The 20826-nt window shown below is 71.3% G+C and carries 13 protein-coding genes and 6 pseudogenes; 9 read left to right on the top strand and 10 right to left on the bottom strand.

Annotated elements, in window-relative coordinates; genetic code table 11:
- Positions 1–2: 2 nt before the first annotated feature.
- The 4 genes and pseudogenes from ACWD6R_RS17585 to ACWD6R_RS17570 all read right to left on the bottom strand — a co-directional run bounded on the left by ACWD6R_RS17585 (position 3) and on the right by ACWD6R_RS17570 (position 2982).
- Complete coding sequence (locus ACWD6R_RS17585) at positions 3–320, bottom strand: cupin domain-containing protein (protein WP_366695324.1); 318 nt, start codon at positions 318–320, stop codon at positions 3–5.
- A gap of 51 nt (positions 321–371) precedes the next feature.
- Positions 372–962, bottom strand: a pseudogene (locus ACWD6R_RS17580) (alpha-amylase family glycosyl hydrolase); the annotation flags it as partial.
- A gap of 176 nt (positions 963–1138) precedes the next feature.
- Entirely contained in the window at positions 1139–2335 is a 1197-nt protein-coding gene (locus ACWD6R_RS17575; RefSeq protein ID WP_451819493.1) for a S8 family peptidase, read from the bottom strand.
- A 164-nt stretch (positions 2336–2499) separates the two neighbouring features.
- The gene (locus tag ACWD6R_RS17570) at positions 2500–2982 is read right to left on the bottom strand and encodes an N-acetyltransferase family protein (protein WP_451819492.1); all 483 of its coding nucleotides are present in this window, start codon (positions 2980–2982) and stop codon (positions 2500–2502) included.
- Positions 2983–3157: 175 nt separating this feature from the next.
- Between ACWD6R_RS17570 and ACWD6R_RS17565 the strand changes: the two genes are divergently transcribed.
- The gene (locus ACWD6R_RS17565) at positions 3158–3892 is read left to right on the top strand and encodes a 4'-phosphopantetheinyl transferase family protein (RefSeq protein ID WP_451819491.1); all 735 of its coding nucleotides are present in this window, start codon (positions 3158–3160) and stop codon (positions 3890–3892) included.
- 47 nt (positions 3893–3939) lie between these two features.
- Positions 3940–5580: a phosphoglucomutase (alpha-D-glucose-1,6-bisphosphate-dependent) gene (gene pgm, locus ACWD6R_RS17560; RefSeq protein ID WP_451819490.1), complete on the top strand. Its 1641-nt coding sequence runs from the start codon at positions 3940–3942 to the stop codon at positions 5578–5580.
- A gap of 236 nt (positions 5581–5816) precedes the next feature.
- On the opposite strand, the gene ACWD6R_RS17555 is transcribed toward pgm, so the two are convergent.
- The 4 genes and pseudogenes from ACWD6R_RS17555 to ACWD6R_RS17540 all read right to left on the bottom strand — a co-directional run bounded on the left by ACWD6R_RS17555 (position 5817) and on the right by ACWD6R_RS17540 (position 8438).
- Positions 5817–6293, bottom strand: coding sequence for a serine hydrolase (locus tag ACWD6R_RS17555; protein WP_451819489.1), 477 nt, complete (start codon positions 6291–6293; stop codon positions 5817–5819).
- Positions 6294–6408: 115 nt separating this feature from the next.
- Positions 6409–6639, bottom strand: a pseudogene (locus tag ACWD6R_RS17550) (hypothetical protein); the annotation flags it as partial.
- 157 nt (positions 6640–6796) lie between these two features.
- Positions 6797–7012, bottom strand: a pseudogene (locus ACWD6R_RS17545) (GGDEF domain-containing protein); the annotation flags it as partial.
- A gap of 73 nt (positions 7013–7085) precedes the next feature.
- Complete coding sequence (locus tag ACWD6R_RS17540) at positions 7086–8438, bottom strand: erythromycin esterase family protein (RefSeq protein ID WP_451819488.1); 1353 nt, start codon at positions 8436–8438, stop codon at positions 7086–7088.
- A gap of 390 nt (positions 8439–8828) precedes the next feature.
- Between ACWD6R_RS17540 and ACWD6R_RS17535 the strand changes: the two genes are divergently transcribed.
- From ACWD6R_RS17535 to ACWD6R_RS17525, 3 genes and pseudogenes are all read left to right on the top strand, one after another.
- Positions 8829–9284: a hypothetical protein gene (locus ACWD6R_RS17535; RefSeq protein ID WP_451819502.1), complete on the top strand. Its 456-nt coding sequence runs from the start codon at positions 8829–8831 to the stop codon at positions 9282–9284.
- Complete coding sequence (locus ACWD6R_RS17530) at positions 9262–9537, top strand: PucR family transcriptional regulator (protein ID WP_451819487.1); 276 nt, start codon at positions 9262–9264, stop codon at positions 9535–9537. Before ACWD6R_RS17535 ends, ACWD6R_RS17530 begins: the two co-directional genes overlap by 23 nt.
- A 408-nt stretch (positions 9538–9945) precedes the next feature.
- Positions 9946–10179: pseudogene (locus tag ACWD6R_RS17525) on the top strand (serine hydrolase); the annotation flags it as partial.
- On the opposite strand, the gene ACWD6R_RS17520 reads toward ACWD6R_RS17525, so the two are convergent.
- Positions 10154–11071: a dipeptidase gene (locus ACWD6R_RS17520; RefSeq protein ID WP_451819486.1), complete on the bottom strand. Its 918-nt coding sequence runs from the start codon at positions 11069–11071 to the stop codon at positions 10154–10156. The pseudogene ACWD6R_RS17525 and the gene ACWD6R_RS17520 sit on opposite strands and share 26 nt — an antisense overlap.
- 886 nt (positions 11072–11957) lie before the next feature.
- On the opposite strand from ACWD6R_RS17520, the gene ACWD6R_RS17515 reads away from it, so the two are divergent.
- From ACWD6R_RS17515 to ACWD6R_RS17505, 3 genes and pseudogenes are all read left to right on the top strand, one after another.
- A complete protein-coding gene (locus ACWD6R_RS17515; RefSeq protein WP_451819485.1) occupies positions 11958–14312 on the top strand; it encodes an ATP-binding cassette domain-containing protein in 2355 nt (784 codons plus the stop codon).
- 15 nt (positions 14313–14327) lie between these two features.
- Positions 14328–15016 (top strand): annotated as a pseudogene (locus ACWD6R_RS17510) (hypothetical protein).
- A 1175-nt stretch (positions 15017–16191) separates the two neighbouring features.
- Positions 16192–16611: pseudogene (locus tag ACWD6R_RS17505) on the top strand (hypothetical protein); the annotation flags it as partial.
- On the opposite strand, the gene ACWD6R_RS17500 reads toward ACWD6R_RS17505, so the two are convergent.
- On the bottom strand, positions 16570–17850 hold the full coding sequence (locus ACWD6R_RS17500) for a streptophobe family protein (protein ID WP_451819484.1): 1281 nt from the start codon (positions 17848–17850) through the stop codon (positions 16570–16572). The pseudogene ACWD6R_RS17505 and the gene ACWD6R_RS17500 sit on opposite strands and share 42 nt — an antisense overlap.
- An 849-nt stretch (positions 17851–18699) precedes the next feature.
- Here ACWD6R_RS17500 and ACWD6R_RS17495 point away from each other — a divergent pair.
- A complete protein-coding gene (locus ACWD6R_RS17495; protein WP_451819483.1) occupies positions 18700–20778 on the top strand; it encodes a SpoIIE family protein phosphatase in 2079 nt (692 codons plus the stop codon).
- The last annotated feature ends 48 nt before the right edge of the window (positions 20779–20826 follow it).

Raw genomic sequence — 20826 nt, 5'->3', positions numbered from 1 at the left:
AGTCAGTCGTTGACCGCGGTCAGCAGCACCACCGCGTCCTGCAGCGCCAGCAGTCCGTGCCGCTCGTGCGGGATGGGCTGCAGCCCTCCGGCGGTCACTTCCACGTCGCCGGAGGCTGCGGTGAGGCGGACGGACCCCCGCAGGACCTGGAGCGAGGCGGCGGGCGGCGCGTTGTGCTCGTCGAGGGCCGAGCCCGCGGTGAGCGCGATGACCGTCTGCCGCAGGGGCTCCTGCCGCAGCAGCAGGTGTGCGCTGCGGCCGTGCGGGGACGTACGGGCGGCGGCCAGATGCTCGTCGGCGAGGGCGTTGAGATCATCCATACGACCACTGTGCCGCAGCCCCGGAATCGCCGCGATCCGCCCGCGCCGCCGTCAGCCCCGCAGCCAGGCCGCGGTGTCCTGCGGGAGCCTCCCTCCCTCGGCCAGGGGACCGCTGGTGAGCAGAACTTCGGTGTGGCCGGGCAGTTCGACCGCCTCCCCGGTGAGGTTCACAACGCAGACCAGCCGGTCCGTTCGGGTGAAGGCGAGCACCCCCGGCGCGGTCGGCAGCCACGTCAGCCGCTCCCCCGCTGTCCGCGGGCTCCCGAAGCCGGGTTCGGTCCGGCGCAGCCGCAGCGCCTCGCGGTACAGCCTGAGCATCGAGTCGGGATCGGCGCCCTGGGCGTCGGCGGCGTACGAGGACCAGCCGGCCGGCTGCGGCAGCCAGGGTTCCACGGCGGATCCGAACCCGGCGTACGGTGCCTGCGCCGACCAGGGCAGCGGCACCCGGCAGCCGTCGCGTCCGGGGTCGGTCCCGCCGGAGCGGAAGTGCATCGGGTCCTGGATCCGGTCCCGTGGGATGTCCGCTTCCGGAAGGCCGAGCTCCTCCCCCTGGTAGAGGTACGCGGCGCCGGGCAGGGCCAGCGAGAGCAGCGCCGCAGCGCGGGCCCGGCGGGTGCCGAGTGCCAGGTCCGTCGGGGTGCCGGGATCGACTGGAGTGCGGCGAGGTAGATCAGGGTGGCGCACGCCGGGGCGCGCCACGCCGATCTGCAGATGGCGTCGCACATGGCGCAATGGATGTGCGGGAGAGCGAAAGGACTGCAGCAAGCGGGGCCCGCGGATGCGGACCCCGCCGGTCGGACGGCTTCAGCGGATCGGGATCAGAGCCCCGCGGTGTAGAGGAGTCGGTTCGGCGAACCCGCGCCCAGGGACGACAGGACGTTCTTGGTCGACTGGTCGACGAGCCAGCGAGTGAGGTCGTTCGGCGTGGCGGCCGGCTTCCACTGCTTGTAGAGAGCGGCGACCCCGGCGACATGGGGGCTGGCCATGGAGGTTCCGCTCATGGCCACGGAACCGCCGCCGAGCTTGGCCGAGACGATCGACGAGCCGGGGGCGTACATCTCCACGCAGGGGCCGTAGTTGCTGAAGCTGGTCTGCCGGTCCTGACCGTCGCTGGCCGCGACCGTGACCACGTGTGCCGCGCGGGCCGGGGAGATGGTGCAGGCGTCCAACGAACTGTTCCCCGCCGCGACGACGGGCACGGTCCCCCGGGCCGCAATGGCGTCGACGGCGTCGTCGACCGCCGCGGACCCGGGGCCGCCGAGAGAGGCGTTCAGGACCGCGGGCTGCTTGGCATGCCCGGCCACCCAGTCGAATCCGGCCAGCATCCCGGCCGCGGTCCCATTCCCCTTGCAGTTGAGAACGCGCACGGCGACGAGGGACACCGATCGGGCGACTCCATAGGTGGCACCGCCGATCGTGCCCGCCACATGCGTGCCGTGGCCATGGCAGTCCTGACCGGCGTGACCGTCGGAGACGGCATCGAATCCGACGACGGCGCGCCCCCCGAACTCACTGTTCCGGATGTCGATTCCGGTGTCGACGACGTACGCCGTGACGCCCCTGCCGGTGGCCGCCACCTTGTACGCGTGGTCGAGCGGAAGCTGCCGCTGGTCGATCCTGTCCAGTCCCCAACTCGCCGCCGTGAGCCCGGAGCGCGACGGCACGGCGGCGGACGCGGCAGGCGGCTCACTCACGGTGACCACGGAGTTCTCCTCGACCGCCGCCACACCGGGTGACGAACGGACCGTGGCCAGCTGAGCGGGGCTGAGCACGGCGGCGAAACCGCGCAGCACACTGTTGTACGTGAACAGAGGCTTCACGCCGAGCTGCTCCATGGCGGAGGACGCCGAGTACTCGGGCTGGAGGGTGACGATGTACTGCCCCGGAACGGCCCGCGCGGAACGTTCCACCACGACGCCGCCGTCACCCGGAACGGCGGCGACGGCGTAGGCGCTGCTGATCAGCGGTACGAGCAGCAGCAGGGCGGCCGACGCCCATCGTGTACGCAAACGCATGCATGACTCCTGGAATGCCTGGATCGAGCGCGAACAAGAGCGGACACCTGTCCTTCGTCCGGGACCCACTGCCGCCTTGAGCTTGATCATCCGGACAGCGCAACAGGTCACGCCCACACCCGCACGAACCGGTGCATGCGGGACGTGGCCGCCGGGCCGGTCGGTCAGCCCTGCACGACCCACCGGTACATGACGTCGGGTTCCTTCTCCTCGTTGCGGCTGCCGTCGTCGAAGTCGACGGCGGCGAACCGATGCCGCTCGTAGAAGGCCCGGGCCTCGTGTTGCGCTGGAAGACGTGCAGGGTGAGCTCCGCCGGGGAGAGCTCGCGATGCCTTCGCCAGGAGCAGCGAGCCGATGCCGCGGCGCCGTACGTCGGGCCGCAGACAGAGGTGTTCGAGCTCGGTGCCGTCGAGGGAGGCGAAGCCCAGCACCTCACCGCTCGCCGCCTCGGCAACCCAGACCTCCGTTTCGGGCAGGACGACGTGAGTCATCCAGGCGAGTGTGTCCTCATCGCTGTGGACCTTCGGGAGATACGGCATGGACCGGGCGCGGGAGGCGAGAAAGACCCCGGTGAGGGGCGCTGCGTCCTTGACGGTGGCCCTTCGCAGCAGTACGGGGTCGGCCGGCGCGGAATGGTTGGGTGTCATCTCGTTCCTCCCTGTCGCAAGAGCGCTCGTCACGCCTCCCCGGCGCGATGAGCTGCTCACATCGTGGACGAATCCATGCCGGGTCCTGTCGGAGTCTCCATAGAATTGGCGCTGCTCCCCGCGCCGATGACACTCCCTCACGGCGTTCACCAGGTGATTGGAGATGATCCGACCGGTGCATCAGCCGATCGAGTTCGACCCGGCGGACGGCGCCCGGGGCGTGCTGCCCTCCTGGCCTGCCGGGACACCTGCCCTGTGGATCGTGGACGCGGTGCGGCACGGTGATCCGGCCGAGCGGCTCGCGCCCGGAATCCTCGACGCCGGGGAACAGCGGCGTGCCGGGAGATTCGTCGCTCCGGCCGACCGGCGCTGCTATGTCACGGCCCATGTGGCGCTGCGGATGCTGCTCGGCGCCCGGTTGGGTGTCGAACCGCGCGAGGTGCGGCTGGTCCGTGAGCCGTGCCCGTCCTGCGGTGGTCCGCACGGCCGTCCGGCGACCGACGGCGGGTTGCATTTCTCCCTGTCGCACAGCCGGGACCTGTCGCTGCTGGCCTTCGCCGCCGCGCCGGTCGGGGTGGACGTGGAGGCAGTACCGAACGGCAGGGCCGCTGCGGACGTCGGAGCGATGCTGCATCCGGCGGAGGTGCGGGAGCTGGCAGAACTCCGCGCAGAGGAGCGTCCCGTCGCCTTCGCCCGGGCGTGGACCCGCAAAGAGGCGTATCTGAAGGGCGAGGGGATCGGGCTCGCACGCGAGCTCTCGCTGGACCATCTGGGCACCGGGCCCGTGCCCCAGCCCGGTCCCCCGGGCTGGACCGTCGCCGATGTGCTGGTTCCCGCCGGGTACGCCGCCGCCGTGGCAGTGCGTACGGCGGGGCAGCAGCCGGTCCACCTCGGCCGCCGGGGAAACTGATCCGGCGGGCAGATCGCAACGACCGACCGATACGGAGGAGTGGGCAGATGCCGCACGAACGAGCCGGACAGCAGGCACGTCCGGAGGACCTGACCGATGTGGCCAGGCTGGTGACGGCGTATTACACGTTGCACCCCGATCCGGCCGAGCCGGACCAGCGGGTGGCCTTCGGCACCTCGGGTCACCGCGGGACGTCGACGGCCACGGCGTTCAACGAGGACCACATCGCCGCGACCAGTCAGGCCATCACCGAGTACCGGGCGCAGCAGGGTACGGACGGGCCGCTGTTCCTCGGATCCGACACCCATGCGCTGTCCGAGCCCGCACGGGTCACCGCGATCGAGGTGTTCGCCGCCAATGACGTGACTGTGCTGATCGACTCCGCCGACGGCTACACCCCCACCCCGGCGGTGTCGCACGCCATCCTCGCCCATAACCGGGGCCGTACCTCGGGTCTCGCCGACGGCGTGGTGGTCACTCCGTCGCACAACCCGCCGGGCGACGGCGGATTCAAGTACAACCCGCCGAACGGCGGCCCGGCCGGGTCCGAGGCGACCGGCTGGATCCAGGAGCGGGCCAACGAGATCATCGCGGCCGGCATGAAGGACGTACGGAGGCTGCCCTACGTCCGCGCGCTGGCGGCGCCGACCACCTCCACGTACGACTTCCTCGGCACCTATGTCGCGGACCTGCCGTCCGTGCTCGACCTCGACGCGATCCGCGCGGCCGGGGTCCGGATCGGCGCGGACCCGCTGGGCGGCGCGTCGGTCGCGTACTGGGGCCGTATCGCCGAGCAGCACCGTCTCGATCTGACCGTCGTCAATCCGCTGACCGACCCCACCTGGCGGTTCATGACGCTGGACTGGGACGGCAAGATCCGGATGGACTGCTCCTCGCCGTACGCGATGGCGTCGCTGATCGGTCAACGGGACCGGTATCGGATCGCCACGGGGAACGACGCCGATGCGGACCGGCACGGCATCGTGACCCCGGACGGCGGGCTGATGAACCCGAACCACTATCTCGCCGTCGCCATCAACTACCTGTACGCGCACCGTGATCAGTGGCCGGACGCGGCGGGCGTCGGCAAGACCCTGGTGTCGTCGGGGATGATCGACCGGGTCGCCGACGATCTCGGACGGCAGCTGGTCGAGGTGCCGGTCGGCTTCAAGTGGTTCGTGGACGGTCTGGTCGACGGGTCGCTCGGATTCGGCGGCGAGGAGTCGGCCGGCGCCTCGTTCCTGCGCCGTGACGGATCGGTGTGGACGACCGACAAGGACGGCATCATCCTGGCGCTGCTCGCCTCGGAGATCCTCGCCGTGACGGGAAAGTCGCCGTCCGAGCACTACGCCGGGCTCACCGCCCGCTTCGGCGAGCCCGCGTACGCCCGCATCGATTCCCCCGCGAACCGTGAGCAGAAGGCGGTACTCGCCAAGCTCTCGCCGGAGCAGGTCACAGCCGACACGCTGGCCGGCGAACCGGTCACGGCGGTGCTCACCTCGGCTCCCGGCAACGGCGCACCGATCGGCGGCATCAAGGTGACCACGGAGAACGCCTGGTTCGCCGCCCGCCCCTCGGGCACCGAGGACGTCTACAAGATCTACGCGGAGTCGTTCCTCGGGTCCGATCACCTCGACCAGGTGCAGGACGAGGCCAAGGCCGTGGTCTCGGCGGCGCTGGGCGCCTGAGCGGTCGGGAGGCTGCCTCCCGTGCGACGACGTCGATACCGTCGAGAAGGTGCCCGTGGTCGACCCAGACTTCGGTCGCGGCGCGACTTAGAACTCCCAACGAAATGATCTAGAAAGTGGTTGGATCACTCAGGGACCGGGATCCGGAGGGTGCGGGTGGCTCGGCCGGCCGACGGACAAGGCCCGGACCCGGGCGGTCGGCCGGCTCAAGGCCGCCGTCGCGACCGCAGCGCCCGTCAGGTGTCCGCGTTGCCGCGCAGTTCCTCCACCGCAGTGCGGGCGGCCGCGCCGATGACCGCGTCCGCGCGCGGCAGTTTGCTGTCGGCGCGGGCGGCCTGTGTGAACACCACGGCCGTGTACGCGCTGCCGTCGGGGAGTTCGACCACCCCCGCCTCGTGCCGCATCGAGCCGAACGTGCCCGTCTTGCCCGAGACGGTCACGTCGTCGTACGGGAACCCGGCCGCCAGCCGGTGCGTCCACGCCTGTTGGCCCATGACCTTCCGCATGAACGCGCAGCTCTCGGCCGAGGCGGCCGTGCCGGTCCAGATCGCGCGCAGCAGCCGGGACATGTCCGCGGGCGTGCCGGACGCCTTGGACAGGGGGGTGTAGACGACGGCGGGCGCCGTCGTGTCGTTGTCCGCGAGGCGTTTCATCGCGGCGCTCAGCGACTCGCTCCCGGTCTCCTCCACCAACTGCGCGAACGTGGTGGCCACCCCGCCGTGGATGCGGGTGTTCAGGCATGCCGAGGTCCAGGCAGACCTCGTCGACCGCGTCGGTGCCGACCTGGTGCAGCAACGCGTTGGCGGACGTGTTGTCCGAGATGGTCATCATGAGCACGACCAGGTCGCGCAGCGCCCTCGCCTGACCCGGGGCCCGATCCCGTCCGGCTCGGCGGCCGTACCCGTTCCCGGCCCGGCCGGAAAGATCACGATCCGGCGCTGGAACATGGGGCGCCGGCTGCCTGCGTGAACGGCTGGCCGCCGCCGACGCGGCCGCCTGCCCTGCCCTGCCCTGCCCTGCCCTGCCCTGCCCTGCCCTGCCCTGCCCTGCCCGCAGCATCCCCCAGAGCGTGAAGGACACCGTGATGACGACCAACGAGCCGCAGCCAGGCGAGCACTCCCTCACCATCCGCAAGCCGTACTTCAGGCGGCGTGCGGCTGCTTGCTGCTGATGCCGCGGATCCAGTGGCCTTCGGGCATTACGGCGGTGGCGGTGCTCATGCGGCTCGCCCCCACACGGCCGTGCCCGGCCTGCCCGCCCTGCGGCCGTTGATGGACGGCGTGGCGGCGGCGAGGCGGGCGCGGCCGGAGTGCTTGCCGTCATAAAGGGCGGCGTCGGCGGCCCGCTGGAGCTGCGTCAGGTCGCGGGTGCCGATCGTGTCCGGTGTCGCGGCGCCGACCGAGGCGGCGACGTCGACGGTGCGGCACCCATCCCTGTCGGCACCGTGCCGTGCGTGGGTCCGGTGGTGCTGCGGCCGGTCCCGCAAAGGGGGGTGGTGCGGGTGGTCAGAGTTTGGTGGCTTCGTGGACCTGATTGAGGTGGATGAGGATGTCGTAGGCCTGGCTGATTGCGAGGGTGGGGAGCGGGTCGTTCTTGAAGGACGAACCGGCGTCGTAGACGGGGCGGGGGGTGTTCAGCCAGGTGCGGCCCGCGGCCGGCAGCGTGCGCAGGTCGAGGTAGTAGTCGCGGTGGTGGACCCGGTCGAGGGTGTACTCCTGCATGTCGGGGGTAGCCGCGGGGACAGTGAACTTGTCCCAGGCCCCGCCGAAGGTGGTCGCGGTGAGGAATGACCCCCGGTTGAAGGTGAAGCCGATGGCGGCATAGCCCCGGCCGAGGGCGTTGCGCAGGAAGACGCCTTGCGTCGTGGGGTACATCACGGGGTCTGTGGACAGGTAGCCCACGTGGCCGTTGTGCGCCGACAGCAGCATCTTGTCGCCGGTCCGGCGGTGCCACCAGGCGGTGTTGTCGGCCATGGCCTGGTCGCGAAGGTGCTCCGCGGCGGACACCGACTCCGGATCAGACAGGTCGAGGGAGGTGAAGGCGAAGGTCTGGGCAATGTTGCGTGCGTGTTGTTCGGCCCATTCATAGGCGTCACCGCCGGTTCCCTTGTTCGCGGTGACCAGGTCGAGTGCCTGCTGGGCGATGGTGGCGTTGTAGCGTCGTTCCGCGAGGGACTTGCGCAGGTAGGCGAAGACGTCGTCGAAGGGGCGCAGGCCCGCATACAGTTCTTCGAGGCGCGCGAGGTCCTGGGGGTGGCTCGCGCGGACGTGGGAGGTGACCCGGTCGAAGACGGCGTCGCCGAGCTTGGGCGCTCCGACGTCGTTGCCCATGAAGTGGACCTTACGGCCGGGATGCCGGTCGTTGTACCGCCGCATCCAGTCGATGAGGCTGACGAACTCCTCGCGTTCCCAGGGGGATCCGGTCAGTGTCTCCTTGGCGATCTGACGGGCGTCGCCGGCGCCGCCCTGAAGATACTCGTCGATCCGCAGGCCGGCCGTCCAGCTCATCTCCAGGGCGAAGGTGGTGAAGCCCTTCTCCTCGACGAGGTGGCGGAATACGCGTTCCTTCATGGCGAAGAACTCGTGCGAGCCGTGGGTGGCCTCTCCCAGTCCGACCACCTTGGCATCGCCGATCATGGCCCCCAGCGCCCGCAGGTCGGTGGTGTGGCCGCCAGGTTCCGTCGAGCGCAGCGGGTGAGCGGCGCGCTCCAGCGTGCGGAGCGCGCCGGCCTGCCGGCCGTCCTTCGCCGTGGGAGCCGGTGTGGCGGAGGCTGCCGGGGCCAGTAGGGCGGTGGCCGCGAGCCCGGCCGTCGCGGCGAGCAGCCCCCGTCGGCCAATCGCCTGCTTGTGCGCGGTCATGCTGATCACTCCTCGGTTCGGTGTTCCGCTGGGGTGAAACGATCATGGCCTGAGGCTGGAGCGGATCGCGCTGGGGCCCTCCTCCGACTTGACCGGGGGAAGTCCCCCGTTCAACACGGTGGCAGGCCACCGGGAACAGTCCGGGAGCGGGGCGGGCGCGCAGAGATGGCCCGGCCGTCGGCCCGCAGACCGTTTTCCGGGCCGTGCCCGGAGGGTGCCGCATGCGGCCTCCGGGCACGTCTGCTGCCGGGTCGGGTCGGGGCCTGGTTCGGGCCCGACTGACGCGGACCAGTGAAACTGCGCACCACCCAACCAACCTGCACAACCAGCCACGCCAACCAGGAAGCCCCAGGTCAACAGACTGGACTCCACCCCCTGCACGCAGATTGACTGGACACCCCGGACGGGCGGGAGGCCGCCGGCGGCCAGGACGACGTACAGCGGGCGGCCGACCTGCGGCGTGTCACCGACGCGCTCGCCCTGCATCTCGGCGGAGTGCACCGGTCCGCCACCGCGACCGGTCTCGGTGACGTCGTTTACGGCCTGCTTCCCGTACCCGGCGCGGACGAGGGCGAGGCGGCGGCGCTGTGGATCGCGGCCGGCTTCCTGGAGCGGATGGGCCCGCGCCTCGCCCTGCGCGCCGGCGTCGGCCGCGTCGCCCGCGGACCGGCTGACATCGCGCGCTCCCGCGCCGACGCGGACGATGTGCTCAAGGTGCTCCGGGGCGGGCTGCGCACCGAGCGCGCGGCAAGCACCCAGTCGGTCCGCGCCGACCTGCTGGTACTGCGTCTCGGGGTGGGACGAGCGCCCGGAGTTCGGTGCCGTGGCGCGGCTCCTGACGTATGACGCCGAGCACCGCTCGGATCTGACAGGCACGCTCGCCGCCTATCTCGACGCGTTCGCCGACGTCGCCAGGGCCGCGGCGGCGGTGCATGTCCATCCCAACACGTTCCGGTACCGGCTGACCCGGCTGTCCGAGATCGGCGCCCTCGATCTCACCGATCCGGATGCGCGGTTCGAGGCGCTGATCGACCTGCGGCTGCACGGACTGCGCCGCGCGCGCCGGGCGTCCGGCGCCCATCGGCCGGCCGGCGGCTGAGAGCCTGTCGGGTGACCTTCGATCGGAAAGCGGACGCGGTCTGGTGCGTGCGATTCCAAGGCGCGGGCCCTCGGATGGGGTCTCCCCTGCTCGAACGAAGCTGAGAGCTTGGGGAAGGAGCTACTACGGCGTTTCGGCAACGCGGGAAGCGTGCGTGCCAGGGCGTGGCCGCCCGATCAGAGGTCACCCGACAGGCTCTGAGCCTCGGGTCACGGTCACAGTCGCGGTCGCGGTCGCGGTCGCGGTCGCGCCGACCGTCAGGGCGTCGGGGCGTCCCAGTCGTCACAGACTTCGTACGGACGCCCCAACCGCAGCGCCCGATTTGGTGTAGCGGCACCGGGCCGTCTCTTGGCGTACTACGTAGGCTGAGGCGCATTCCGAGTCGCGTACACAGGGGAGACCTCGCCCATGACCAGCGAAACTGCGGCCATCGACAGAGCCTCCATCACACACCTGGCCGGTGAAGCAGCGGCCGAACTGGGAATCGTCGGAGCGCAGGTCGCCGTCGCCGTCGGCGACGAGTTCGCCGAATGCCCTGTCGGCGTCGAGAACATAGCGACGGGCCGGGCCGTCACCCCGGACACGCTGTTCCAGATCGGTTCCACGACGAAGGTGTTCACCGCCGTCCTGCTGATGCAACTGGCCGATGCGGGGCTGGTGGACATCGACGAGCCGGTGGCCTCGTATCTGCCGGAGTTCCGCCTCGGCGACGAGCGGGAAAGTCGGGCCCGATGCCGACATGGTCGATGCCCGCGACGGACGCCACATGCTCGATGTGGTCCACCAGCTTCTCCAAGGTGCGGTCCTCCTTGGCTTCGGCGAGGAAGCCGGGGAAGAAGTTGACGCAGACGACCCCGCCCGTGGCGGCGACTCCCCGGAGCTGGTCATCGGTCAGATTGCGGTGGTGATCGCAGAGTGCGCGGGCCGACGAGTGGGTGGCCAGGAGCGGGCGGGTGGCCAGTTCGAGGACGTGGGCCACCCCGGCGGCGCCGAGGTGGGAGACGTCGAAGAGCATGCCGAGTCGTTCCATCTCCGCCAGGGCCCGGACTCCGGCGGCCGTGAGCCGGGAGCCGGTGGCGTCCTCTCCGCTGCCGTCGGCGAGCGGGGTGCGGTTCCAGTGCGCGATGGAGGCGACGCGTACACCGAGGCGGTGAAGGGTGTGGAACAGCTCGACATCGGCGTCGACGCCCGGCGCGCTCTCCAGGGCGAGCACGAGTGCGATCTTCGACGCGGCGAGAGCGGCGTCGATCTCGTCGCCGTCCTGGCACAGGGCCACGGTGTCCGGGTTCCCCTCGGCCAGGACGTGCGCGGTCTCGATCATCCGCAGGGTGCGGCGCAGCGCGCCTTCCGGGCGATAGGGGTCGTCGATGAAGACGGGCAGCACCTGGATGTCCACGCCTCCGGCCTGGAGCTGCGGCAGCCAGCGTTCACGGAAGAAGTCCGCCCAGCGGAACGGGGGCCGCGCCGACACCGCCATCAGCAGATCGTTGTGGGTATCGGCGACGATGGCGCGTTGGTGGAGATCAGCGGTCACGTCGGAGCCTTCCAGTGGGAGTTGACCCTGACGCTATGGCGGCCGAAGGGCCCACAGTTCATCCACGACGACGAAGAAACACGGTGTCTTCGTCGTTCGGACCAACCGAGCCGGGGTCCGGTGCGCGCGGCGGCGGCCGGTCCGGGTGACCGCCCGGCACACGGGCCACGGCGGGAACCTCACGCGATGCCGGGCAGTCCGGACAGACCGTGGCGACGAACCAGATATGTGCCCCTGCCACCCGCGCGCGGATCTCCGGACTCTTCACGCTCATGCGCCACCCCCGGTCTGTGCGCGCCGCCCGCGACGTACCAGCGCGGCGTACGGAGGTGACGTACGAACCCGCCGCCCGCACCACGGACTCAGCCTGGGGAGTGTCGTCGAAGTGGCGTTGTCCGCCTGGCCGGGCGGGCCCGGCGGGGTCTGGTGCGGTGGCCTCGCCAGCCCGCTTGGGTCGAGGGGGTGGGGTCTCCCCAGGCCCCCAGGCCGAAGGGGACGGATCGCAAGGCGGATGGACGACGGTACCCCCGGGCGGAGCCCCGGGGGAGAGTCCATGCGGTGGGGTACTCCCCCTGTGAGGTTCCCCCCCATTGCCGGTCGGTCTTATTGGCGGCGCACATGCGAGGCCGGCGCCGTGAGGGCATCGCACGACGTCAGGCAGGAGATCGGGGCCCGTGCCGAAGAAGCCCACCCCGAGCAAATGGGGTCTCCGCTGCTCGAACGGAGCCGAGAGCCTGGACAAGACCGACGCCAACGACGGAGGGCCCTCGGGCCCGTGAGCCTTGGAGAGCCTGCGCGCCGGGCCAAGCCAGCCCGGCATGATCCGAAAGAGAGGCCCGAGGTGCACCCATGAGCATATATCCGTACCAATAGATAGAATTCGACCATGCCAGAGAGGCCTGTCGCGTCGACTGCGCCCGAGCTCATTCTCGAAACCGACGCAGGACCCACGGTGATGAGTCCGAGCCGGGACTACCACGTCGGCCGCGACCCGCTGAGCGACATCGTCATCGACGATGTCCGGGTCTCGTGGCACCATGCGGTGCTCCGGCCCGTGGCCGACCACTGGTCCCTCGAGGACGAGAACAGCACGAACGGTACGTACACCGGAGGCAGGCGCATCCATGAATCGGGCGTAGGACCCGGCAGCGTCATCCGGTTCGGTCATCCCGCGGACGGGCCGTGCGCCGTTCTGGTCGGTCAGGAACCCCCGGCCCCCGCGCTGCATCCGGCGGACCGCCCGTCCGCCGTCTCCATGCCGGCCGCCACCGGTACGTTCCGGCAGCCGGCCATCGTGCGACCACGGCCCGTCCATACCGTACGCATCGGCCGCAGCGCCGACAACGACCTCGTCGTCGACGACCTGACCGTCTCGCACCGGCACGCCGAACTGCGGGCGCATCTGGACGGCACATACGAGATCGTCGACCTCGGCTCGCACAACGGGACGTATCTCAACGGCCAGCTGGTCGGCCGCGCCCAGGTCGCCGCCGGCGACATCGTCGGTATCGGTCACTCCGAGTTCTCTCTGGTCGGCGACGTGCTGCAGGAGTTCGTCGACACCGGTGAGGTCTCGCTCGATGTGCAGGACCTGGCGGTCACCGTGGACCGGGGCCGCAAGACGTTGCTCGACCAGGTCTCCTTCCCGGTGGGCGAGAAGTGCCTGCTCGGCGTGGTGGGTCCGAGCGGCTCAGGTAAGTCCACCCTGCTCAACGCACTGACCGGCCTCCGCCCGGCCGACGAGGGCAGCGTCCTCTACGACGGCCGCGACCTCTACCACGACTACGCCGAGCTGCGCCATCGCATCGGGGTCGTCCCGCAGGACGACATCCTGCACTCCCAGCTGACCGTGCGCCGCGCCCTCGGGTACGCCGCCGAGCTCCGCTTCCCGCACGACACGGCCCCGTCCGAACGCCGGGCCAGGGTCACCGAAGTGATCCGTGAGCTGGGTCTGGAAAAGCGCACGGAACAGTCGATCCACAGCCTCTCCGGCGGCCAGCGCAAGCGCGTCAGCGTCGCGCTGGAGTTGCTGACGAAGCCGTCGCTGCTCTTCCTCGACGAGCCGACCTCGGGGCTCGACCCCGGTATGGACCGCTCGGTCATGCATATGCTCCGGGGGCTCGCCGACGACGGGCGTACGGTCATCGTCGTCACGCACAGTGTGCTCAGCCTCGATGTCTGCGACCGGCTGCTGGTCCTGGCCCCCGGCGGGAAGACCGCCTTCTACGGGCCGCCGGAGGACGCGCTCGCCTTCTTCGGGTTCGAGCAGTGGCCCGAGGCGTTCGAGGCATTCGAGAACGACCGGGACCGGAAATGGTCGGCGGAGTACCGCGCCTCCCCGTTCCACCGGCAGTACATCGCGAACTCCACCGCGCAGCCCCGGCTGCCGCACGCCGCGGTCGCCCCGGTCGCGCCGCCGCCGAAGACCCGGAGCGGGGGCGCTCAGCTGTGGACGCTGGTCCGCCGGTACGCCGCCGCGCTGAGCGCCGACCGGACCTTCCTGGCCATCATGATCGCTCTGCCGTTCGTGATGGGCGCGATGACCCGGGCCCTGGCCGGCAGCCGGCTGACCCAGGACACAGTGATCAACGCGCTGCTGATCCTCTGTGTGGGCGGCGTGCTGACCGGCGCCGCCAATGCCGTACGGGAACTGGTCAAGGAGCGGGCGATCTACCAGCGGGAGCGGGCCGTCGGGCTTTCCAGATCGGCGTATCTGATGTCCAAAGTGGTTGTCCTGGGCACCGTTACGGTGCTGCAGGCGGTGGTTCTGACTCTGGTCGGTCTGGTGGGCGTCGATCTGAACGCCCCGGGCGGCAAAGGCGTTCTCCTGCCACCACTGGTCGAAATCACGCTGGCCGTGGCCCTGTTGTCGTTCACGGCGATGATGCTCGGTCTGCTCGTCTCCGCGCTGGTGCGCAAGGAGGAGGTCACCATGCCGCTGCTGGTGCTTCTCGCCATCGTCCAGGTCGTGTTCTGCGGTGCGCTGCTGAAACTGCACGGCGTGCCCGGGTTGGAACAGCTGGCGTGGCTGGTGCCGTCCCGGTGGGCGCTCGCGGCGATGGGCGGGACCATCGGGCTCGCCAGGATCGTGCCGGGAAAGGTGAGCTCGGATCCGCTGTTCGAGCACTCCGCGGCGGCGTGGCTGCTGAACATGGGGATGCTGGTGGTGCTGTCGGTCGTCTTCGGACTGGCGGTGGCGCGGCTGCTCCGCCGGCACGAGCCCGTCATCATGCGGAAGTAGCGGAGGCGGGAGCCCATGACGACACCGGAGTTCCGCCCCACACACGTGGTCCCCCCGGACGGGATGTCCGCCTGGGAGGCACCCGACGTGACCCGGCCCACCGAGCCGCTCGACCCGCTGCTTCCCGTCCAGCTGCTCGGCCGGCGGGGCGACTGGGGGCAGATCCTCTGCGCCAACGGCTGGTCGGCATGGGTCGACGGCCGGCTGCTCGTTCCGTCCCCCACGGCCCGCCGGAGTCCGGACAGCCGCTCGCGCGCACCGCGGACCCCCGGCCGCTGATGGCGCGGGTCCGGGAGTCGCTGACCCAGTACCGGCGCGCCGCGGAGGAGCTGGCCGAGGGCCGGATCGACGGGGAGACCTTCCGCCGCCGGACCCAGGGCCTGCGGGTGGGCATGGTCGTCGACGGCGAGGCGATGTGGCTGTACGACGCCGAGCACGAGCGCTGGGTGTACTGCGACGGCACCCAGCTGAGTACGTACGCAGCCTCGGGCGGTCCCGGTCGGCCGAGCAGTGCCCCCACGGACCGCGGAGCGGGCGAGGCGCACGCACCGGAGCCCGAGCCGACACAGATCGTCGACCCCGCGCGGGTGGCCCCGTACCGCCCGGCGGATCCCGCCGATGCCGAGCCGACGCAGCTCCTGCGGCCCGTCGACCGGTCCGGGGCGGATACCACGCATCCACCCACCCGGACGGGTGACGCATGATGTCCCCCGCCCCCGCGCCGGGCCCCCCGCACTCCCCCGACCCCCGGCAGGACACGGCGCTGCCCGTGGGCCGCCCGTCCGATCTGCTCGGCAGACCGCGTTCAGCCGGGACCGGCGCTTCGAGACACGCTGGCGTTCCCGTTCCAGGACGGCGAGCTTTGCGGTCACCCACGGGTCCGGGCGGATCCCACGGGCGCGGCGGGAGGCGATCAGGGTCTGGAGGCGGTCGATGCGCGCGCTGATCCGCTCCCCGTGCAGGCGCAGCCGGTCCGCCTTGGCGAGGGCGCCGTTCACCCGCAGGAACAGGGGCTGTCCGTCGGTGAGCACGTGGGGCCGGGGCTCGGCGGTGAGGCGGAGGGTGCCGTCGGTCAGCAGGGTGTTCAGGCCCCAGTCGAAAGCGACCGCCACCCGATGCCCCGTCCCCTGGGGCTTCGACACACTGACCGCGTACGGGACGTCGAGCAGGAGGCGGCTCTCGCGGACGCGGAGCGTCGGTGCGCACAGTGCGGCATGGGCAGGTATGTGGACGGGCAGCCGGAACCGTACCCGCACCTCATGCCAGTCCTTACGTGAGGCCGGGTCAGGCCGGACGGGCAGTTTCGCTGTCAACATCGCGTAGTGGTGGGGTTCTTCGGGGCAGCGGGTCAGGGTGGCGAGCTGCCGGTCCACCGCCGCGAGCACCACCTGCCCACCCACCCCGGGCACCGGCTCCAACTCCGTCACCTCGGCCGGAAACCGGCCACGCACACGGCGGAAGTCCGCGATCTGTTTCGTGCGGGCCCGCAGCACACTGCTCACCGCGTCATCGGGCAGGGCGGCACGCAGAGCCGCCCACTCGGTGCCGGTACGCCGGTCCGGATCGGCCGGCCAGGTGGTCAGGACCGCGTCCACGACCTGGGCCCGCCACCACGCCGAGCGCAGCACCCGCCCCGCCTGCTCCTCCGCGATACGCCCCACCCGATCGGGGACGTACACACCCGCAGGCGTCTTTGTCCGCCAGCCAAGGCGCCGCAACGCCATCCACGCCTGCGACGGCAACGACACCCCGGCCTCGTCCACCCCGGACGCCAGCCGGGCCAGATCCGGCCCGCTCCAGCGCCCCCGCACCACACCCGACGCCAAGCCCTCCACCAGCGAGGCCAGCCACCGCACCCGCGCCACCAACACTGCGAAACACCCTGGCCTGTGTCGTGTACGAGACGATGGCCGGTATGCCGCCCTTCCAGCGCGACGACGACATGGCGCTGCTGTGGGCCCATCAGTTCGCCCCGCCGCCACCGCTGACCGGCCGGCGCCCCGATCTCCCGGCCACCGTCGACGAGGTACTGGCGAAGGCCCTGGCCAAGAGCCCGGACGACCGGTACGACTCGTGTCTGCAGTTCGTGGCGGCACTGCGCGGTGCGGCCCGGGGCGCGGCGCAGAAGAACCATCCGCCGACGCAGGTGGATATGCGGATCGGTGCCTGGGCCACGGGGGCGGGGACCGAACCGCCGCCGCGGTGGGCACTGCCCGTATTCCCCGGGCCGGTACGGGAGGCGAAGTCCGTAACCGCCTCAGCCGTCCGCCGGGACTTCTCCCCGCCGGTGGATCCTTGAGGCGAGCAGGCTGCCGAGGAAGCCGGTGACCAGCCCCCACGCGACGGCGACAACGAGCGCGGATCCCAGTCGCGGGCGCAGCGTCACCTCGCCGCCGAGACCGCCGCCGAGGTCCCCGATGCCCAGCAGCGACAGGCCGTAGTGCGCCGAGACCCTGGCGACGAGACAGATGGTCAGCACGGTGAGGAGGAGCGCCACCGCCATGTGTACGGCGTGCTGCCACGGCCGCATCCGGCCGGGCGAGCGGACCGCCATGAGAAAGGCGGCGGCCAGGGTCAGCACGGCGGCGACGACGACCAGCCACCAGGCCCGACCGTCGTGGTCGGCGAGCGTGGAGACGCTGAGGGTGGAAAGGTCCGGCGTACGCAGAACCGAGTCCAGCACCTGCGGCATGGGCAGCCCGAACGGCCCGTCCACCCTCCCCTCCCAGGACGCCCCGAGCCCGAGCGTGTACGCGAGCCAGACGAGGTTCGGCAGCCCCAGGAGGATCACGGCGACCGTCTCGGCCGGGTGGCCCCGGGTCACCATGACGACGAGTCCGACGATCACGCCCAGGACGACGTACGCGAGCAGCAGCGCCACCATCGCGTACGCGGCCGGGCGCACCGACTCCTGAAAGCGCAGCAGGCGGGCCGGGAGCGGGGCGCTGCGCGACACGACGAGAGCCAGGACGAGGACGCCCACCAGCCAGAGCAGACCGAGGAGCAGGGTGAGCGGGACGTCGGTCCTGAATCCGACCTTCGGCGAGGCGCCCAGCAGGTCACTGATGACATCCCCGGTCGGGCTTTGGGCAGGGAGGTCGAAACTCTGACGGGCCAGGAGCGACAAGCCGATCAGGACCAGCGCCCACAGCACCGCCATCCGGGCGGCCCAGCCGGCCAGTTCGCGTGCGCCCGCGACCGCCCGGTGGCGCAGGGGCCGTAGAAAGCCGGCGGCGATGACCAGGGCTCCGGCCAGAGTCACGGACAGCGGAAGCACCGAGAATTCCGCATGGGTCCTGACCAGCTCCCCGGCGTTTCCCGATAGGGAGATGGAGCCGCCCGCCGCCATCACCACGACGGCCGCGACGACACGCGGGAACGCGCCCCCGGGGAGACCGGTCGCACCTGCCGCCCAGAGGCCGAGGGCCGCGGTGGCTGCCATGACCACGAGTCCGGCGAGCACTGCCAGGAGAGCTTCACCCCAGCCGTGCGCGGCGCGCGGCGCTCCGCTGCGGTCGATGGATCCTTGGTGGCTCACGCTGCCACGCTAGGCAGGAGCGCGGCCATCCGCCCCTTGGGAGGGCCCGACGGCGTCAGCTTGCGGGCCGCGCAAGTACCCGGCACACAATGGGCGGGTAACGGAAGAAACTGGGACTGATCCCTCCGTTGGGAAGAAGAGCCCGTGAGTGCCCAACCGCCGTCGTCAGGCCGCCCGACAGGCCCCCCTTCCGGCCCGCTCTCGGGCCCCTCGCAGCCGGGTTCCGTGCCGCCACCGCCCGATGTCCCGTCGGGCGGTGGCGGTGGCGGCTCCACGGGTGGGCCGCCCGTACCGGGCGGACCCGGTGGTCCGGGCCGCCCCTGGTGGCGTTCCGTGCCGAAGGTGGCGTCGATCGGCGCCGCCCTCGTGGCCGCGGTGATCCTGACCATCGTGCTCCCGCCCCGACGGCGGTTCGGTGGCGGCCGGTGAGGTGTTCCTGCCGCCGGCGGGGTCAGCCAGGCAGGATCCGTTCACCGAATCGACGGCGCGCACCAGCGTCCCGGCGACGCCGACCCCGGTACCCAATCCGTCGGAGACCCGGGCCAACGTCACGCAGGGCGTGGACGGGGCGACCCCCGGTCTGTACGGCGGCACCCGTCTGCGGGCGGTTCGGGGATGCGGGTGAGCCACGGTAGGCACCTTCGGGACCGGGGGCGGATGTCGTCACGTCAGTTGCCGCCGGAAGCCGAAAGGTTGCCGCCCCCTCCGCCGGGGGCGGGGTGCGCCGACGGCCCTGTTCCGAATTCACCCGTCTGCCACATATCGGTGGCCGGGCGCGCGGGCAGCGTGGACGCTGATCCCATACGTGCCGATTCACAGAGGCCAGCAGAGCGCGATCGGGGTGCAACCGTGTCGGACGCAGGTCCCACCGTCCCCGCGTCGATGCCGCCCGACACCATGGGGACCGCGCTCCTCGACAGACTGTTCACCCAGTCGTCGGTGGGCCTCCATGTGCTCGATCCGCAGCTGCGGCTGGTGCGGATCAACGCCCTGTCCGACCCCGTCCACGCCCAGCGGCTGGTCGGGCGTCCCTTCTCCGACGCGTACCGCCTCGAACAGCCCGACGAGATCAGGGCGAAACTGCAACGAGTGCTGGACACCGGCGTGCCCGTACGCGACCACCTCGTCCGGGGCCGCCTCCAGGGCACGCCCGGTCCGGATCGCAGCCTCATGGTCTCCGTCTACCGCCTCGACGACGTACTGGGGCAGACACTCGGCCTGCTCGCGTCGGTCGTCGATGTCACCGAACGTGAGAAAGCACGCGCGCGGTCCGCGACCCTGGCCGATGTGCGCAAGGGGGTGGGCCGGTCCCTCGATGTGGCGACCACCTGCGAGGGGCTCGTCGACGCGGTCGTGCCGGGGTTCGCCGACTTCGCCGTGGTCGAGGTGGTGGACGATGTGCTGCGCGGCGCGGATCCTCCGGTGGGCCCGTTGGGGCCCGAAGTACCGCTGCGGCGGGCAGCTCTGCGAGGTGTCGACGGCACCAGTCAGGTGGACGGTCTCGTCGGCGACACGCGCACGCTGCCCGCCCGTACCCCGTTCGCCCTGGCGGTGTCCGACCTGCGGCCCCGTCGCATCCGGCTCGACGCGGACACCCCGTGGCTGTCCGCGGATCCCGAGAGCGCCCGGCTGATCCGGACGATCGGGGCCCATTCGCTGATCGTGGCCCCGCTCAAACTGCGTGGCGCCGTCCTCGGACTGGTGAGTCTGTACCGCGACCGGGGGTCCGAGCCGTACGACGAGTACGACGTCTCCCTCGCGCTGATCGCGGCCGCCCATGTGGCACTGAGCATCGACAACGCGCGCCGGTTCGAGCGCGAACACGTGATCGCGTCGACGGTGCATCGGCGGCTGCTGCCGCAGCACGAGAGCAGCCATGTCGCCGTCGACACCGCGCATGTCCTCCTTCCCGGGCGCAACAGCGGCTGCTGGTTCGACACCATCAGCCTGTCCGGCGCCCGCACCGCACTGGTTGTCGGCAATGTCGCGGGGCACGGTCTCCAGACGGCCATCACCATGGGACAGTTGCGTACGGTCATTCATGCGCTGGCCGGTCTCGACCTGGAACCCGACGAGGTCCTGGCCCGGCTGAACGACACGGCCGGCCGCCTGGCCGAGGAGCGTGCCGCACTGCCCCCCGGCGACTCCCTGCACCGGGAATCTCTGACGGCGACGTGTCTGTACGCGGTCTACGACCCGTTCACGCGCCGCTGCACGATCGCATTGGCGGGGCATCCCGGGCCGATCGTCATCGGCCCCGACGGCAGCACGCCGCCCTTCGACGTACCCGAGGGGCCCGCCCTCTTCTCCGCCGACAGCGCCCCGTTCGCCGCTGCCACCCTTCAACTGGAAGAGGGCAGCGTCCTGGCGCTCGGCACCCGCGCGCTGCTGCCCGACGCCGAGAGCGCCGCGCGGGCCCGGGAGGCGCTCGTGCACCCCGGACGCAGCCTGCAGGAGCTGTGTGACGACGTCGTCTACAACCTGCCGGCCGGCAGCCACCCCGACGGCGCCGCTCTGCTCCTCGCCCGGACCGGCACCGTCCCGCCCGACCATGTCGCCACGTGGGAGCTGGCCCACGACCGGACGACACCCGCCATCGCCCGTACGCTCGTGCGCGACCGGCTCGACGGCTGGGACCTCGACGAAGAGACGGTCTACGCCACCGAACTGATCGTCAGCGAGCTGGTCACCAACGCCGTCCGCTACGGCAGCCCGCCGCTGCACCTGCGGCTCATCCTGGACCGCTCGCTGACCTGCGAGGTCCACGACAGCAGTCCGGTGGCCCCGCACCTGCGCCACGCCCGGACCGTCGACGAAGGCGGACGCGGGCTCTTCATCGTCTCCCAGCTCGCCACCCACTGGGGCACCCGATACGGCCGGACCGGCAAGGCGCTCTGGGCCGAACAGGAGGTCGCGGGCCCCGAATGACGAGGGCGCCCCCGCTCGCCCCGATCAGCAGGGAGACGGAGCATAACG

It is taken from the genome of Streptomyces sp. NPDC005151 (assembly GCF_053599875.1).
Note: the sequence above shows the minus strand (reverse complement) of the source record. Positions and strands in the feature narration are given on the sequence as shown.

Excerpts from the sequence above, each read along its gene's own strand:
- ACWD6R_RS17585 (WP_366695324.1), bottom strand. The coding sequence starts at position 320 with ATGGATGATCTCAACGCCCTCGCCGACGAGCATCTGGCCGCCGCCCGT.
- ACWD6R_RS17575 (WP_451819493.1), bottom strand. The coding sequence starts at position 2,335 with ATGCGTTTGCGTACACGATGGGCGTCGGCCGCCCTGCTGCTGCTCGTA.
- ACWD6R_RS17570 (WP_451819492.1), bottom strand. The coding sequence starts at position 2,982 with ATGACACCCAACCATTCCGCGCCGGCCGACCCCGTACTGCTGCGAAGG.
- pgm (WP_451819490.1), top strand. The coding sequence starts at position 3,940 with ATGCCGCACGAACGAGCCGGACAGCAGGCACGTCCGGAGGACCTGACC.
- ACWD6R_RS17540 (WP_451819488.1), bottom strand. The coding sequence starts at position 8,438 with ATGACCGCGCACAAGCAGGCGATTGGCCGACGGGGGCTGCTCGCCGCG.
- ACWD6R_RS17515 (WP_451819485.1), top strand. The coding sequence starts at position 11,958 with ATGCCAGAGAGGCCTGTCGCGTCGACTGCGCCCGAGCTCATTCTCGAA.